The 14,723-nt window shown below is 67.5% G+C and carries 12 protein-coding genes; 8 read left to right on the top strand and 4 right to left on the bottom strand.

All coding sequences use genetic code 11. The features are described from left to right. The first annotated feature begins 129 nt into the window (after window positions 1-129). The 4 genes from ACYQOP_RS16980 (at window position 130) to ACYQOP_RS16995 (ending at window position 7,075) form a co-directional block, all read left to right on the top strand. Window positions 130-2,535, top strand: a complete 2,406-nt coding sequence (locus ACYQOP_RS16980) for a PAS domain S-box protein (protein ID WP_461223162.1) — start codon at window positions 130-132, stop codon at window positions 2,533-2,535. Window positions 2,536-2,756: 221 nt separating this feature from the next. Beyond that, complete coding sequence (locus tag ACYQOP_RS16985) at window positions 2,757-3,914, top strand: Gfo/Idh/MocA family protein (RefSeq protein ID WP_461223164.1); 1,158 nt, start codon at window positions 2,757-2,759, stop codon at window positions 3,912-3,914. A 48-nt stretch (window positions 3,915-3,962) separates the two neighbouring features. Then, window positions 3,963-5,849, top strand: a complete 1,887-nt coding sequence (locus ACYQOP_RS16990) for a glycoside hydrolase family 15 protein (RefSeq protein WP_461223166.1) — start codon at window positions 3,963-3,965, stop codon at window positions 5,847-5,849. Next, a complete protein-coding gene (locus ACYQOP_RS16995) occupies window positions 5,846-7,075 on the top strand; it encodes an MFS transporter (RefSeq protein ID WP_056425393.1) in 1,230 nt (409 codons plus the stop codon). Before ACYQOP_RS16990 ends, ACYQOP_RS16995 begins: the two co-directional genes overlap by 4 nt. A 50-nt stretch (window positions 7,076-7,125) precedes the next feature. On the opposite strand, the gene ACYQOP_RS17000 is transcribed toward ACYQOP_RS16995, so the two are convergent. After that, window positions 7,126-7,359 (bottom strand): hypothetical protein, encoded by a 234-nt coding sequence (locus tag ACYQOP_RS17000; protein ID WP_056425396.1) that lies wholly within the window; start codon window positions 7,357-7,359, stop codon window positions 7,126-7,128. A gap of 401 nt (window positions 7,360-7,760) precedes the next feature. Here ACYQOP_RS17000 and ACYQOP_RS17005 point away from each other — a divergent pair, with 401 nt between their 5' ends. From ACYQOP_RS17005 to ACYQOP_RS17020, 4 genes are all read left to right on the top strand, one after another. Continuing rightward, on the top strand, window positions 7,761-8,048 hold the full coding sequence (locus ACYQOP_RS17005; RefSeq protein ID WP_056425399.1) for a hypothetical protein: 288 nt from the start codon (window positions 7,761-7,763) through the stop codon (window positions 8,046-8,048). 143 nt (window positions 8,049-8,191) lie between these two features. Continuing rightward, window positions 8,192-8,941 carry an endonuclease/exonuclease/phosphatase family protein gene (locus ACYQOP_RS17010; protein ID WP_461223168.1) on the top strand — a complete coding sequence of 250 codons (750 nt, stop codon included), beginning with the start codon at window positions 8,192-8,194 and terminating at the stop codon, window positions 8,939-8,941. 268 nt (window positions 8,942-9,209) lie between these two features. Next, on the top strand, window positions 9,210-10,187 hold the full coding sequence (locus tag ACYQOP_RS17015) for a sensor histidine kinase (protein WP_311273814.1): 978 nt from the start codon (window positions 9,210-9,212) through the stop codon (window positions 10,185-10,187). A gap of 60 nt (window positions 10,188-10,247) precedes the next feature. Then, window positions 10,248-10,883: an NAD(P)-dependent oxidoreductase gene (locus ACYQOP_RS17020; RefSeq protein WP_461223169.1), complete on the top strand. Its 636-nt coding sequence runs from the start codon at window positions 10,248-10,250 to the stop codon at window positions 10,881-10,883. Window positions 10,884-11,158: 275 nt separating this feature from the next. Here the strand turns inward: ACYQOP_RS17020 and ACYQOP_RS17025 are convergent, their stop codons facing one another. From ACYQOP_RS17025 to ACYQOP_RS17035, 3 genes are all read right to left on the bottom strand, one after another. After that, window positions 11,159-12,394 carry an HlyD family secretion protein gene (locus tag ACYQOP_RS17025; protein WP_461223171.1) on the bottom strand — a complete coding sequence of 412 codons (1,236 nt, stop codon included), beginning with the start codon at window positions 12,392-12,394 and terminating at the stop codon, window positions 11,159-11,161. 3 nt (window positions 12,395-12,397) lie between these two features. Continuing rightward, window positions 12,398-12,865, bottom strand: a complete 468-nt coding sequence (locus ACYQOP_RS17030) for a hypothetical protein (protein WP_461223173.1) — start codon at window positions 12,863-12,865, stop codon at window positions 12,398-12,400. A 519-nt stretch (window positions 12,866-13,384) separates the two neighbouring features. Continuing rightward, window positions 13,385-14,509: a metallophosphoesterase gene (locus ACYQOP_RS17035; RefSeq protein ID WP_461223174.1), complete on the bottom strand. Its 1,125-nt coding sequence runs from the start codon at window positions 14,507-14,509 to the stop codon at window positions 13,385-13,387. Window positions 14,510-14,723: the final 214 nt, after the last annotated feature.

Here is a 14,723-nt window from a genome sequence, read left to right on the forward strand (position 1 = left end):
GCCACGGGGCAGGGCGATCGAGGGATGCGCGACAGTCTCCCCAACCTGAGTTAGGGAGCCGACCGCGCGTTCGCCCGTTGGGGTCCTCGAAGCCCGAGTGAATGCGGCGGCCGGATGGGAACGGGCAGTATGGAGGACGACATCGATCGGCTGCGGCGGCGCGAGGCCGAACTCGAGGCCGAGATCGCGCGGCTGAAAGCGGAGATCGCGTCCGGCATCCATTCCCCGGACAGCGGCCAGAAAACCTCGGCGGCGGGGCCGGAACTGCTGTTCACGGCGGCGGAGAAGACCCGCATGCCGCAGATCATCACCGACCCGAACCAGCCCGACAATCCCATCGTCTTCGCCAACCGCGCCTTTCAGGACCTGTGCGGCTACTCGGCCGAGGAACTCGTCGGGCACAATTGCCGGTTCCTGCAGGGGCCGGGAACCGACCCGGCCGATGTGGCGCGCCTGCGCGACGCCATCGCGGCGCGGCGCGACGTGGTGGTCGAGATCATCAACTATCACCGCGACGGAACGCCATTCCGCAACGAGCTCTATGTCAGCCCCGTCTTCGACCGGAACGGGCGCCTGCGCTACTTCTTCGGCAGCCAGCTCGACGTCACCCGCTTTCGCACCGAGGAGGGCAAGCTCGCCGAGAGCGAGTCCCGCTACCGGACGCTGTTCGACGCCATCGATGCCGGGTTCTGCATCGTCGAGATGCGGTTCGACGCCACGGGCCGCGCCGTCGATTACCGCTTCATCGAGGTCAATCCCGCCTTCGAACACCAGGCCGGCCTCGGCGACGTCGAGGGCCGCTGGGTCAGCGAAGTCATTCCCGGCATCGAACCCCGCTGGCTCGAAACCTATGGCGAGGTCGCACTGAGCGGCAATCCCGTGCGGTTCGAGAGCGGGGCGGTGACGCTGGGCCGCTGGTTCGACGTGCACGCCCTGCGCATCGGGGAGCCGATCCAGCGGCGCGTCGCCATCCTGTTCAACGACATCACCGACCGGCGCGAGGCCGAGACCGTGCTGAGGACGACGGCGCGCGAGCGGACCACGGAGCGCGACCTCGTCTGGCGCGCGAGCCGCGACCTCCTCGTGATCTGCGGCTTCGATGGAATCTACCGGTCGGTCAATCCGGCCTGGAGCGAGATGCTGGGCTGGCCCGCCGATTCGCTGGTCGGCGCGCGGTTCGACGCCTTCGTGCATCCCGACGACCGCAAGGCGGCCGAGCAGGCCATGGACCGGTTGCGCAGCGGCGCGATCCTCGACAACCTCGACATCCGCCAGATGGCGGCGGATGGCAGCGAGCGTTGGGTCTCCTGGAACGCGATCCCGCAGGGTGACCATTTCTACGCCGCCGGCCGCGACGTGACCGAGCGCAAGGCCCTGGAGGAGCAGCTCCGCCAATCGCAGAAGCTCGAAGCCGTGGGCCAGCTCACCGGCGGCGTCGCCCACGACTTCAACAACCTGCTGACCGTGATCCGGTCCTCCACCGACCTCCTGCGCCGTCCCGACCTGCCGGAGGAGCGCCGGCGGCGCTATGTCGACGCCATCTCGGATACGGTGACGCGCGCGGCCAAGCTCACCGGCCAGCTCCTGGCCTTCGCCCGTCGGCAATCCCTGACGCCCGAGGTCTTCGACGTCGCCAAGGGCGTGGCCTCCGTGGCCGACATGGTCGGTACCCTCACGGGCGCGCGCATCCAGGTGGTCACTCAGATCGAGACCGGCCGGGACGATGCGGGACAGCCGCTGGCCTGCCTCATCGACGCCGATCCGAGCCAGTTCGACACGGCGCTCGTCAACATGGTCGTCAACGCCCGTGACGCCATGGACGGCGAGGGCCGGCTGACCATCCGGGTCCGCCGCGCCACGACCATTCCGGCCGTGCGGGCGCATCCCCGCATCCGGGGTGATTTCGTCGCCGTCTCCGTCGCCGATACCGGCTCGGGCATCGCGCCCGAGATGCTGGACCGGATCTTCGAGCCGTTCTTCACCACCAAGGGCGTGGGGCAGGGCACCGGCCTCGGCCTGTCTCAGGTCTTCGGTTTCGCCAAGCAATCGGGCGGCGAGGTCGTGGTGGAAAGCCGCCTCGGCCAGGGCACGACCTTCACCCTCTATCTCCCGCGCGCGGCGGGCGAGGCCGTGGCGGCCGAGCCGGTGCGCGAGCCCCCGCCCCTGGCCGAGCGGCACGGCACCCGCGTGCTCGTAGTGGAGGACAACGCGGAGGTCGGCGCCTTCGCGACCCAGGCCCTGCAGGAACTCGGCTACGTCACGCATTGGGTGACGGATGCGCAGCAGGCCCTCGACGCCCTGGCGCGCGACTCCGCCGGTTTCGAGGTGGTGTTCTCCGACGTGGTCATGCCGGGCATGAACGGCATCGATCTCGGCCACGCGATCCGCCGCAAATGGCCCGATCTGCCGATCGTGCTCACCTCGGGCTACAGCCACGTCCTCGCCGAGGAGGGCAGCCATGGGTTCGAACTCCTGCGCAAACCCTATTCGGTGGCCGACCTGTCGCGCATCCTACGGCTCGCCGTCTCGCGCTGAGGCCGGGGACGGACGGGCGCGACCGGCCGACGCGGAAACATTCGCTGCAGCGCAACGTTCCTTTCTCATCACAGCCGGCGCGCGGCCGACATGGCGCTCTGCCGGGCCTTTTGCCGTCGCGTAGCCTGCCGGCTTTGCCCGACATCGCGGGCGCCTCGGCTTGGCCTGTCCTTCCACGCCGGCCAAGGCCGCACGCCACGCATAACCGCACGGACATCCGCATGAGCATCGCCTCCGCCCTCGGCCTGACATCCTCGAAAAAAGTCCGCTACGCCTTCGTCGCCCTCGGAGACATCACGCAGGAAGCCATGCTGCCCGGCGTGAAGCACACCGGTAATTCGGAGGTCGTCGCCTTCGTCACCGGCGATCCGGAGAAGGCGCGCGGCGTCGGCGCGCAATACGGCGTGACCGAATCCTATGGCTACGAGCAGTTCGACACGCTGCTGGCCTCGGGCACGATCGACGCGATCTATCTCGCCACGCCGAACTGGCGCCACGCCGAGTTCGCGGTGCCGGCGCTGAAGGCCGGCATCCATGTCCTCGTCGAGAAGCCGCTGGAGATCTCGGCGGAGAAGTCGAGAGAGATCATCGCGGCGCAGAAGGCCTCCGGCGCCAAGCTCATGGTGGCCTACCGGCTGCATTTCGAGCCCTGCACCCTGGCGACCATCGACCTGATCCGCTCCGGCCAGCTCGGTGACCTCCTGACCTTCTCCTCGACCTTCACCCAGATGGTCTCGCCCGAGAACCACCGGGCGACGAGCGGCATCGAAGCGGGCCCGATCTTCGACATGGGTCCGTATCCGATCAACGCCGCTCGCTACATCTTCGGCGACGAGCCGACGGAGGTGGTCTCGGCCGTGGGCATCCGTCACCCCGAAGCCGGCCTCGGCGATTTCGACGATACCGTCGCGGTGATGCTCCGTTTCCCGCAGAACCGCATCGCGCAGTTCGTGCTGTCTTATTACGGCAATACCCTCGACAGCTATTCGGTCGTCGGCACCAAGGGCAGCGTCGAGGTCAACCCGGCCTACATGTACGGCAAGCCCCTGGAGCACACCGTCACGATCGGTGAGGACAAGAGCCACGCCAGCTTCAAGAACACCGATCATTTCGGCGGCGAGCTGAAGTACTTTTCGGATTGCATTCTCGAGGACCGTGAGCCCGAGCCCGATGGCGAGGAAGGCCTCGCCGATCTCCGCGTGATCGAAGGCATCGTCCGCGCCCTGCAGACCGGCACGTCTCAGACCCTCGAACCCTTCACCCGCACCAAGCGCATCGACCCGAAGGCCCAGGAGCAGACGCTCTCGGCACAGAAATCGCCGGAGCTCGTCAACACGTCGAATCCCGGAAAGGGCAAGGACAAGGTTCCGTTGAACTAGCCCGGCCGTTTCCAGACCGCCCCCGTCCCTCGCTCCACAAGTCCCGCAATGAATGACCGAGCCCAGGCGGGCACCGACCTCACCGTCGATGCACGGTGCAACTCTCGCGAGGCGTCGTCCTCGCGGGACGGACCCGTTCGCATCGATCCCGAGGGCACGGAATATCCGATCCAGGATTACGCCCCGCTCGGCGATGGCCGCTCCGTCGTCCTCGTCGGCCCGGACGGCGCGGTGGCGTGGTGGTGCGTCCCCGAGATGGATTCGCCGCCCCTGTTCGACCGGCTTCTCGAGCCGGAGAACGGCGGCTATTTCCAGGTTCGGCCCGATGGCCCGTTCACGATGGAGCGGCGCTACCGCACCGACAGCAACGTGCTGGAAACGGTCTTCACCACCGCGACCGGCACCGCACGCGTGACCGAATCCCTCAACAGCAGCCGTGCCGGCCGCCTGCCCTGGTGCGAACTCGCGCGCCGGCTCGAAGGCGTTTCCGGCACGGTGACGTTCCGGATCCGCGCCGTCTTCGGCACGCGCGGCGACACCCTCTCGCCCTGGCTCCAGCCGACGCCCAATGGCTGCGTCTTCCATGTGGGCCCGGTGCTCGGGGTGATCCGCTTCAGCGACAACGTCCATGTCATCGAGGAGGAGGACCGCACCATCGCCGCCACGGTGACGGTGGAGGAGGGAGAGCGCGCGGTCGTGGCGCTTCTCGCCGGCGAGGACGAGCCGCTCGGCATCCCCACCATCGCGGAGATCGACGGACGCATCGATATCAGCGACGATGCCTGGCGGCACTGGGCGGAGGGGCTGGGCTATGACGGCCCGCACCGCTCCGAAGTGCGGCGCAGCGGCCTCGCCCTGAAGCTGCTGCTCTACTCGCCGAGCGGCGCCATCGCGGCCGCCGCCACTTCGTCCCTGCCCGAACGGATCGGCGGCCCGAAGAATTACGATTACCGCTACGCCTGGATCCGCGATGCCGGCTACACCGTCAACGCCTTCCTGCGGATCGGCGCGATGCCGGAGGCGAAGGCCGCCTTCTCCTGGCTGATCGCGCGCCTGCACGAGCACGGGGCGCAGGTCTTCTACACCCTGCGCGGCGGCAAGGTGCCGGAGGAAACCTCCCTCGACCTCGCGGGCTATCGCGGCTCGCGCCCGGTCCGGGTCGGCAACGCGGCGGCGCGCCAGCACCAGCACGGGATCTACGGCGACATCTTCGAGACCGCGACCCTGTTCGTCGCCGACGGCAACATCCTCGACCAGAAAAGCGCGACGGTCCTGGCGGATCTCGCCGACGAATGCGCCGACCGCTGGCGTCAGAAGGATGCGGGGATCTGGGAATTGGAAGTCCCGCAGCATTACACGATGTCGAAGATCAGCGCCTGGCAGGCGCTCGCCCGCGCCGTCGAACTGGCGGAGGCCGGCCATATCGCGGCCACCTGCGTGCCGCGCTGGTCGCGCGAGCGGGACCGGATCCAGGCCTGGATCGAGGAGCATTGCTGGTCGGAGGCTCGCCAAGCCTATACGTTCTATCCCGGTACCGACCGACTCGACGCCTCCCTGATCCTGGCGGTCCGTTTCGGCTTCGACGGGCGCGAGCGCCTGTCCTCCACCCTCGACGCGATCTGCGGGGAACTCGGGCGCGGCCCGCTTCTCTATCGTTATTCGGGAGCCGAGAGGGAGGAGGGCGCCTTCATCGCCTGCTCGTTCTGGCTCGTGGAGGCCCTGGCCGAACTCGGCCGGCAGGACGAGGCCGAGGCGATCTTCACCGGCACGCTGCGCGCCGCCGCCAGGGGCGTCGGCGTGATGAGCGAGATGGTCGATCCGGAGACCGGCGACCATCTCGGCAACACACCGCAGGGCCTGAGCCATCTCGCCCTGCTTCACGCGGCCTGCACCTTGCGCGGCGACCGCGAACGAGACCTGAAAGCGGCACGATGACCGGCACCACCCTCGACACCCGCTCCGGCGCTCTCAGCCTGCCGGATGCGGCGCCCAGCCGGCATCCCGGCCTCGTCCTCACCGCCCTGGCGATGGGCGGCTTTGCCATCGGCACCACCGAATTCGCCACGATGAGCCTGCTTCCGTCCTTCGCGCCCGATCTCGGCATCGACGCGCCGACGGCCGGCCACGTCATCAGCGCCTACGCGCTCGGCGTCGTCGTCGGCGCGCCGGTCATCGCGGTGCTCGCGGCGACGATGGCCCGCAGGACGCTCCTCGTCGGGCTGATGGTGCTGTTCGCGCTGGGCAACGTCCTGTCGGCCCTGGCCCCGAACTATCACGGAATGCTGCTGTTCCGGTTCCTGGCGGGCCTGCCGCACGGCGCCTATTTCGGCGTGGCCGCCCTCGTCGCCGCCTCCCTCGTCCCCCGGGAGCGGCGGAGCCAGGCGGTCTCGCGGGTGATCCTCGGCCTCACCATCGCGACGGTGGCGGGCGTGCCCCTGGCCAACGTCGTCGGCCAACTCGTCGGCTGGCGCTGGAGCTTCGGGCTCGTCGCCGTCCTGGCGTTGCTGACGGCGGTTTCGCTGAGGATCCTGGCGCCGCTCGGACGACCGGCTTCGGGTGCCAGCGCCCTGCGAGAGCTTGGCGCCCTGCGGAGCGGGCAGGTCTGGCTCACGCTCGCCATCGGCGCCATTGGCTTCGGCGGCCTGTTCTCGGTCTATACCTACCTCGCCTCGACATTGATCGAGGTCACCCGCGCGGGGCCCGCGGCGATCCCGCTGGTCCTCGCCGTGTTCGGCGTAGGCCTCACAATCGGCAACCTCGTCTGCGCCTGGGCCGCCGACCGTGCCCTGATGCCGGCGGCCGGGCTGACCCTGGTCTGGACGGCCGTGGCTCTGGCCCTCTACCCGTTCTCGGTGGGCAGCGTCTGGACCCTGGCGCCGGTGGTGTTCCTCATCGGCTGCGGCGGCGGCCTCGCCACCATCCTGCAGACGCGACTGATGGATGTGGCCGAAGATGCGCAGACCTTGGCTGCCGCGCTCAATCACTCGGCCTTCAACTTCGCCAACGCCCTGGGTCCCTGGCTCGCCGGCCTCGCCCTCACCGCCGGGTTCGGCCTGCCCTCCACGGGGTGGGTCGGCGTGGCCCTGGCGCTGGGCGGGTTGGCGCTCTGGGCCATCTCCGCGACGTCGATGCGCCGGACGGCTCGACCGCCGGCAACTTAGCCCGAGGAACGGCGACACAGGAGGTCGAGCCGTTCACCGGACGGGTCTGCTCAAGCGGTCAGCGGCTGGATATCGAGCTGCATGCCCCGTCCCCTGAGGACGCGGACGAGGCGGTCTTCGAGATCGTCGTCGAGCCCGTCCACCTGCATGTGGAGCTGGCTTCCCTTCGCCGTGCCCGTGACCCAGAGACGATACACCAGGCCCTCCTCGCGCAACTGCGTCAGAAGCCGCTCCGATCCGATCCGGTTGGCTTCGTCGTTCATCGCAATGAGGCTCGTGTCCATTCAGATCTCCCCTTACCGACTAGGACAACGTTTCACGGCGATGTTTCGTCCTGATGTCCGGGGACCCTTTCCCGAACGAGGATAATGGTTGGGCAAATCGGCCCCTTCAATGGAGCCTAGCAATGGGCGGGCCGGGGCCGGGAGGCTCAGCCGCAGCATCTCACGTTCTGTACGAGACGAGGTTCGGGCCGGGCCAAGCGTGACTTGTCCGAGTTCAGGCTCTGCAGGCTTGAGCGGACCGGCCGGAGACCCACTCGACGGGCCGACGATTGCCAATGCGGCCATATGGGTCGGGCGGATTCAGCATGAATCGTTCTTCATCATAATCGTTGACTGTCGTTTATCGCTCCTGGTCCAATAAACTCTTCCGACGGCTCCGACGCGGCGCCTGGAGACATGAGATGAAGTTCGGATCCGTTATCCTGCTGGGCCTCTTCGCGGCGTCCCCGGCCGCCCAGGCCTGGGCGCAGAGCCCGCGCGACGTGCCGATCACCGACGATCTTCGCCGCGAGGAGCGCATCGAGCGCCGCCTCGACCGGACCATGCCGCCGCCGGTGGACCCCAACGTGTCGCCGGACAATCCGGACGGCGTCGTCGGCTTCGACGGTCCCCCCGGCATGTTCGAGAACGGCGTCGAGAACGGCAGCCCGATCCCCTCCGGCTCCCCAGTGGACGACGACGACGATTAGGCGCCGAACCGGCATCCCCTTCGACGGAAAGCGCTCTAGTTAGGGCCCGTGCCCGTCTCGTCCCACATGCGAAGCCGGCCCTCCCGCCCTCGGCCCGAGCTTTCCCGTTTGACGAGTGCTTCCCGTTTGACGAGCCTTCCCATTTGATCAGCGTCCGCGCCTTGTCCTACAACATCCGTCATTGCCGCGGCATGGACGGGCGCGTGTCGCCGGACCGGGTGGCCGAGGTCATCGCTGCCAGCGGGGCCGATCTCGTCGCGCTCCAGGAGGTCGATGTCGGGCACGCCCGGACCGGCGGCCTCGACCAGGCCGAGACCATCGCCCGGCGTCTCGGCATGGATCACCATTTCCATCCGGCCCTGCACCTGGCCGATGAGCGCTACGGCGACGCCATCCTTACCCGCCTTCCGTCCCGGCTGGTCCGGTCGGGCATCCTGCCCGGCCTCGCGAACCGGCCCGGCCTGGAGCCGCGCGGCGCCCTGTGGGTGGAAGTGACGGCGAATGGCCGGATTCTGCAGGTCTTCAACACCCATCTGGGCCTGTCGGCGAAGGAGCGGATGGCCCAGGCGAAGGCGCTGCTCGGCCCCGACTGGACCGGATCGCCCGACTGCGTCTCCCCCTTCGTCCTGATGGGTGATTTCAACGCCATCCCGCAATCCGCCGCCTACCGGCGGCTTGCCGCGCATCTCGTCGATGCGAGGCGGATCGCCGGGCAGAAATCCGGCTCCGCCACCTTTCCGAGCCGCTGGCCGCTGCTGCGGATCGACCATGTCTTCGTCGGGCCGGAAGTGCGGGTGCGACGCATGGAAGTCGTGCGCACGCCGCTCGCCCGCCGCGCCTCGGACCACCTGCCCCTCCTGGTGGAGTTGGAGATCGGTCCGGCCGCGGTCTGACCCGGAGCCTCGAATGCGGGGAGAGGGTGGGGCGGTCCGGCTTCGGTTGCCCGAAGTCTGCAAGACGATCTCGACCGCGGGAGCGACACGAAGCGCCATCGATGGAGCGCCGCACGCCCATCTTGCCAAGTCGAGGATGGGAAACGCGACGCTATCGCCGCGGATCGGAGGATGTCGATGACGTGAGGGAGCAAACCGCGGCCAAACGGCTTGTCCCCCCGGCGATGCGACAGGCATCGACCCTGTTCGAGGTTCAATCGGGAATTGCATGGCCGAGGATGTGACGTCGTCAGGCTACGAGTGGACGCTGGCCAGCTTCACCGACACCATCCATCGCGGCGGCGTCGCCCTGTGGGCCTGGTCGCCGACACGCAGGTTGGCCCAACTCGACGGGCTCTGCCGCGAGTTCTGGGGGACGTCCGAATCCGTCGTCCCCATCGACGATCTCTTCGCGCGCGTGAACGCGGAGGACCGCCGCGCCATGATGCTCGACTGGGCGGCGAGCGAGGCCGATTCCCATCCCTACAGTTTCGACTTTCGCATCGGCGACGGCCCTGACGCACGCTGGGTCTCCGCCCGCGGGGTGGGGGGAGAGTCCGGCAAGGTCGGCGAGTGGGTCCAGGCCATCTTTCTCGACGTGACCCGGCAGAAGCGCGCCGAAGAAGCCGAGCACCTCCTCACGGCGGAACTCGCGCACCGTGTCTCGAACATGTTCTCCGTCGCTCGGGCGCTGACCGCCATCGTCGCCCGGGGCGCCACCTCGACTCCTCACTTCGCCGAGGACCTGTCGCAACGCTTCGGCGTGCTGCACGAGGCGACGGCCCTGGCGACGCGGGCACAGGCCGGGGACCACGGCAATGTCAGGCTTCGGACGCTGGCCGAGCGGATCCTGTCCCCCTACCTCGACGGCGGCAACATCGAGATCGACGTCGAGGACGCCGCCGTGGCGCCTCCCGGCAAGGTCAACGATTACGCCATGATCCTGCACGAGCTCGCCACCAACTCGGCCAAGTATGGCGCCCTCTCGGGAGGCGGCACGCTGACAGTGACGGGTCGCGTGTCGGACGGAACGCTCACGCTCAACTGGGAGGAGACGTCGGCCTCCTCGGGGACGGTCACGGCCGATGGGGGCGGGTTCGGTTCCCGACTGCTGAGACAGACCATCGAGCGCAGCCTCGGCGGCCGTTTCACGCGCCGGATCGACGAGACCGGGCTCGGCTTCGAGATGAATGTCCCGGCCGCCTGAACGACCGTCCCTCCCTCTTCACGTCGCTCGCCAGTCACAACACGCGTCAGGAAACCCGACATGGCCCACGTCCTCGTCATCGGCGCCAGCCAGGGCATCGGCCTGGAAACCGTGAAGGCGGCCCTGGCGGCCGGCCATCGCGTGCGCGCCTTCGCCCGATCCGCCGCGACCATGTCGCTGTCGGGCCAGGGGCTGGAACGCTTCCCCGGCGACGCCTTGAACGCCGCCGACGTCACATCCGCCCTGGAGGGCATCGACGTCGTGGTGCAGGCCCTGGGCGTGCCTGCGAAGAACCTGCTCGGGCCGGTGGCCCTGTTCTCGTCCGCCACCAACGTGCTGGTGCCGGCCATGGAGAAAGCCGGCGTGCGGCGCATCCTCGCCGTGACGGGCTTCGGCACCGGCGACAGCCGTGACGCCATCGGCCTGCTGCAACGCATCCCCTTCCGCCTCGTCTTCGGGCGGGCCTATGACGACAAGGACGCCCAGGAGATGCGGATCCGCCGCTCTGGCCTGGACTGGACCTTCGTCCGGCCGGGCGTCCTGACGCCCGGCTCGGCCACGGGACGCTACAAGATCCTGACGGAGCCCGCATCCTGGCGGAACGGCCTGATTTCCCGCGCCGACGTGGCCCACTTCATCGCCGGTGAGATCGACGGGCGGTCCTATGCGCGCAAGGCCGTCGTCCTCGTCGGCTAGGGCGCGCTCCGCCGAAATGGATGCCGTTTCGGCGCAAACGAGCGCGGCGCAACAAGGGTCGGGTGGTTGAAGAAATTCGACCGATCGTACCCGCCCCGAGCGTCGGAGATGGATCAGGGAGCAGCGTCTGCTTCTGGCGGGGAGTTGGCAGAAGCAGACACAGCCGTCGCGCCCGCTTACGACCTGTTGCACAAGGTCGGAAAGTCTGCGGCTGGGTCGGGTGGAGACCAGACAATCGGCTCCGTGACTGACTGGGTCTTCTGCCCGTTCCCATACTAATGTCCGCTAAAAACGAGAGTTTGGATCGGCAGCATCAATGCCTGAATACGTAGGATCATGGCGTGGACCACGGCGGTGGCATCGACCGCATGGAGGATCAAGCTTCTGGTGGTGCTGAGCTTGCCCGAGTTAATCAGGTCGTGGTTGCTGGTATATGCATTGGCGATACAGCTACTGCCCGGTTTCACGCCTTCGAGCCCACCCGCGTAGAGCGGCTCGAGAAACACCGTGATCGTTCCGGGGCGAACGACCTGCTGCGCATCGATGAGCTGCTCACCGCCACGAAATTGTCCGGCAGCAATGAAGTCCTGCACGCTCGTCACCACCATGGGGATCACGGTCCAGGGTTTGGAGACGCAGGTGATCTCGGCCAGCATCCCCACCTTCATGACCTGAGCTTCGATCTGCCCGAACCCCGCCGTAATGGCTTTCCGTCCGGCACCTTCGGGGATCAGCACGCCTGCCGGTCGCATGATCGGATTGACGATGTCGCCGACCCGCAGGGTGAACTGCTCCACTCGTCCATCAACGCCGGCCCGGATGGTGGTCTTCGCGATCTCTACAGTGGCTTGAGCAAGAGCAGCTTCTGCACTGGCTTTCTGGGCGGGGAGAAGACTGCTGACCTGCGCTTCGGCCGTCTGCTTGGCCGCCGTCGCAGCCGCGACCGCGCCGCGCCGGCCGTTCACGACATTCTGAAGCCGCTCGATCTCGCGAAACGCGACGATCCCAGCGCCCCGCCGGTTCAGCTCCTGCTTCGTCTCCAGTTCGTCGATGGCCTGCTGTAGGCCGCTCCTCGCCTCCTGAGCCTTGCCTTCGGACGCCGCAATCTCGGATCGCGCCGCCACCATCGACGCCTCGACCTCGGCGATCTTACGCCGAGCCGCCTCGGCCGCCGCCTCCTGGGTCGCGCTGTCCAGGCGGAAGATGGGTTCGCCCTTCTTGACCTCGCCGCTGATGCTGTTGACGTAGATCTCGGCGACACGTCCGCTGGTCTCCGAGACAATGGGAACGGTCCGGTAGTACAGGGTCGCGGTCTTCGTAGATGGGTGATAATAGAAGATCACCGTGATGAGACCCACGGAAAGCATCAGGCACGAGACGATGCCCCACCTCAGCTCGAACCACACCGAGTAGAGCGTGATCTCCTTGCCGAACCGCTTGCCCTGGCCGAAGCGTCGGAAAAGATAGTCCGGCAGGATTGTCAGCACCGAGCACAGTAAGATCTCGAGCATAGATCAGGTCCTCGTCGTGCTGACCGGGACGATCCTCGGGATGGGCCGTAAGACGGGCCAGACATCTTCCCGGGGGACGCTGGCCGACTCGATGTCCTCCGACACCCCGGCAGTTCCCGTTCCTGGAGGGAGGCCCGCGATCCGTTCGAGCGCCCCCGCCATGCGACCGAGCGTCCCTCCGAAGTTTGGGATGTCGATCAAGGCAAGCAGGAGGCCCATCACCCAAAACAGATGGATATGCGTGAAGAGGGCGAGCAACCCCAGCACGGCGACGATCTCGAACTGCAGCTTGTGGCTCTTGTGGGCCATCCGTTCGGGCAAGGTGTGCAGGCGCAGGAACAGAAGCCCCGCTGCCATCACCACGAGGACGAGGACCACGGCCATGACCGACATGAACACGTCAGTCCCGTCTGCCGCTGGCATGAATATTGGCAAATGATGCGGTGCAGCCGGGTGGATCGCGTCGGACATGTTGGCCCCCAATAGAAATGGTGACGCAATCGAATCACGGCCTCGCATAGTTCAACGGCGCATCAAACGCCTGAACCGCTCTCTGGAGGGGTCAGGATACACAAACATATTACGTTTGTATCGTCTATAATTGATTTTTGCAGCTGGATACTGGTGTTCTGCAGGCAGCGGATTTTCGTCCCTCAGCTGCCGATAAGCATCCACCTGCTGCGCGGCTGCACTCGAGACGCCATGCAGCCGGGACAAGGAGCGATGACCGTTCGCTCATGAGGACAGCTGAAAACCATCCTCCACGGCAAGGTTGGATCGACAGCGGAACGTCCGCTTCGGGACGAAGGACCAAAGTCTGGTTGCCGCCGCGAGCCGACGTTGCCGGCCGGCCAACAGATGACTGCTTGTCAGGAGTACCCATGGCGAACCAAGCGGCCGGGTTGGGTCGGAAACTCCCCCGACGGCGGGTACCGAACGTCGGATTTCATCACCTCAGCTGAGCCGGACCCATTGTGGTCGGGCGCAGCTCTAGGATCGGGGCTTGCCCCGGAGCGTGATGCGCGTCAGCTCGGAGGATGTCCCGAGCCTCAAGGCGAAGCCGGGCCACAGCCCCGTGCCGTTGTTGACGTAGAGCGTCATCGCGCCGACCGCGTATGCGCCGGAGACGAACCCGGCATTGGCGCGAGCGACCAGCCGGTCGAGGCCCCAGATCATCCCGCCATGCGTGTGCCCGGAGAGTTGCAGGGCCACACCTTTCGCGGCCGACCGCACCGCCCCCCTCGGCTGATGGTCGAGCAGGACGATGGGGGCATTGGGCGGCGCACCGGCCAAAGCGGCGTCGAGGTCGTGCACCGGCCGTCCCGAATGCGAGGCCGACAGGTCGGTCACGCCCGCGAGAACCAAAGCATCGCCGCCGCGCTTCAAGACCGTGTGCCGGTTCTCGAGCACGCCCATGCCCAGTTCGGCATAGCGGTGCATCCACCCCGCATAGTCGAAGAAGTATTCATGGTTGCCGGGGATCACCCAGACCCCGTCCGGGGCATGGAGACCACGCAGCGGTTCGACGTCGGCGCGGCGCGATGCGAGGGCCCCGTCGATCAGGTCGCCGGTCACCACCACGAGATCGACGCCGAGCGCGTTGGATCGCGTCACCACCTCCCGCGCCCATGCCGCCGGGAACAGGCGGCTGAGATGCAGGTCCGTCAGCTGGAGCAGGGTGAAGCCGTCGAAGCCGGCCGGAAGGTTCTCGATCTCGACGGTGACGTCCTTGAGCGGCGGCACCCGCACCGCCTGCTGCACCGCCATCGCCGACAGGAGCATGGCCAGCGCCGCCTCGGCGTAGCGCCAGCCGGCCGGGATCGCCCAGCCGCCACCGGGCACGAGCCTGGAAGCCAACGCCACGACGTCGAGCGCCAGCTGCATCGCCGCCAGGAGGAAGATCGCCCCGAAGGCCCAGTTGAACAGCAGGATCAGCACCCGCGGAAACTCGGGCGCGAAGACCGAGCCGGACGAGAGGCGGCTCCACAGATGGTATTGCGACGCGACGAGCAGGAGGACGGCAATGCCGGCCTTCACGGCGAACGGCCATGGAAGCGGCCATAGGACCCTGGTGACGACGTACAGGCAGGGCAGACCGAAGATCAGGTGAAACATGCTCTCGTATCGGCGACGGTGGACGATCGGCACGGAGCCGATGCTGCGCCCGAACGGAACGACGCCATATCACCGACCGCGCGACGAGGGACGCATCGATCCGCCTCGCAGGCTTCATCAGGTGCCGCCGAGCACACCGGCTGTGCGGGAAGCGTTCCGTCCGTCGGATCTCGACCTCTCAGCGGGTTGAGCAAAAGCGGTCACCGGTTCTGCG

The sequence above is a fragment of the Methylobacterium sp. CM6247 genome (genome assembly GCF_054817925.1).

What these genes read in the sequence shown, in the direction of transcription:
- ACYQOP_RS16980 (WP_461223162.1), top strand. Translation starts at nt 130, where the DNA reads ATGGAGGACGACATCGATCGGCTGCGGCGGCGCGAGGCCGAACTCGAG.
- ACYQOP_RS17015 (WP_311273814.1), top strand. Translation starts at nt 9,210, where the DNA reads ATGGCCGAGGATGTGACGTCGTCAGGCTACGAGTGGACGCTGGCCAGC.
- ACYQOP_RS17025 (WP_461223171.1), bottom strand. Translation starts at nt 12,394, where the DNA reads ATGCTCGAGATCTTACTGTGCTCGGTGCTGACAATCCTGCCGGACTAT.
- ACYQOP_RS17020 (WP_461223169.1), top strand. Translation starts at nt 10,248, where the DNA reads ATGGCCCACGTCCTCGTCATCGGCGCCAGCCAGGGCATCGGCCTGGAA.
- ACYQOP_RS17005 (WP_056425399.1), top strand. Translation starts at nt 7,761, where the DNA reads ATGAAGTTCGGATCCGTTATCCTGCTGGGCCTCTTCGCGGCGTCCCCG.
- ACYQOP_RS16990 (WP_461223166.1), top strand. Translation starts at nt 3,963, where the DNA reads ATGAATGACCGAGCCCAGGCGGGCACCGACCTCACCGTCGATGCACGG.
- ACYQOP_RS17035 (WP_461223174.1), bottom strand. Translation starts at nt 14,509, where the DNA reads ATGTTTCACCTGATCTTCGGTCTGCCCTGCCTGTACGTCGTCACCAGG.
- ACYQOP_RS17000 (WP_056425396.1), bottom strand. Translation starts at nt 7,359, where the DNA reads ATGGACACGAGCCTCATTGCGATGAACGACGAAGCCAACCGGATCGGA.
- ACYQOP_RS16985 (WP_461223164.1), top strand. Translation starts at nt 2,757, where the DNA reads ATGAGCATCGCCTCCGCCCTCGGCCTGACATCCTCGAAAAAAGTCCGC.
- ACYQOP_RS17030 (WP_461223173.1), bottom strand. Translation starts at nt 12,865, where the DNA reads ATGTCCGACGCGATCCACCCGGCTGCACCGCATCATTTGCCAATATTC.
- ACYQOP_RS16995 (WP_056425393.1), top strand. Translation starts at nt 5,846, where the DNA reads ATGACCGGCACCACCCTCGACACCCGCTCCGGCGCTCTCAGCCTGCCG.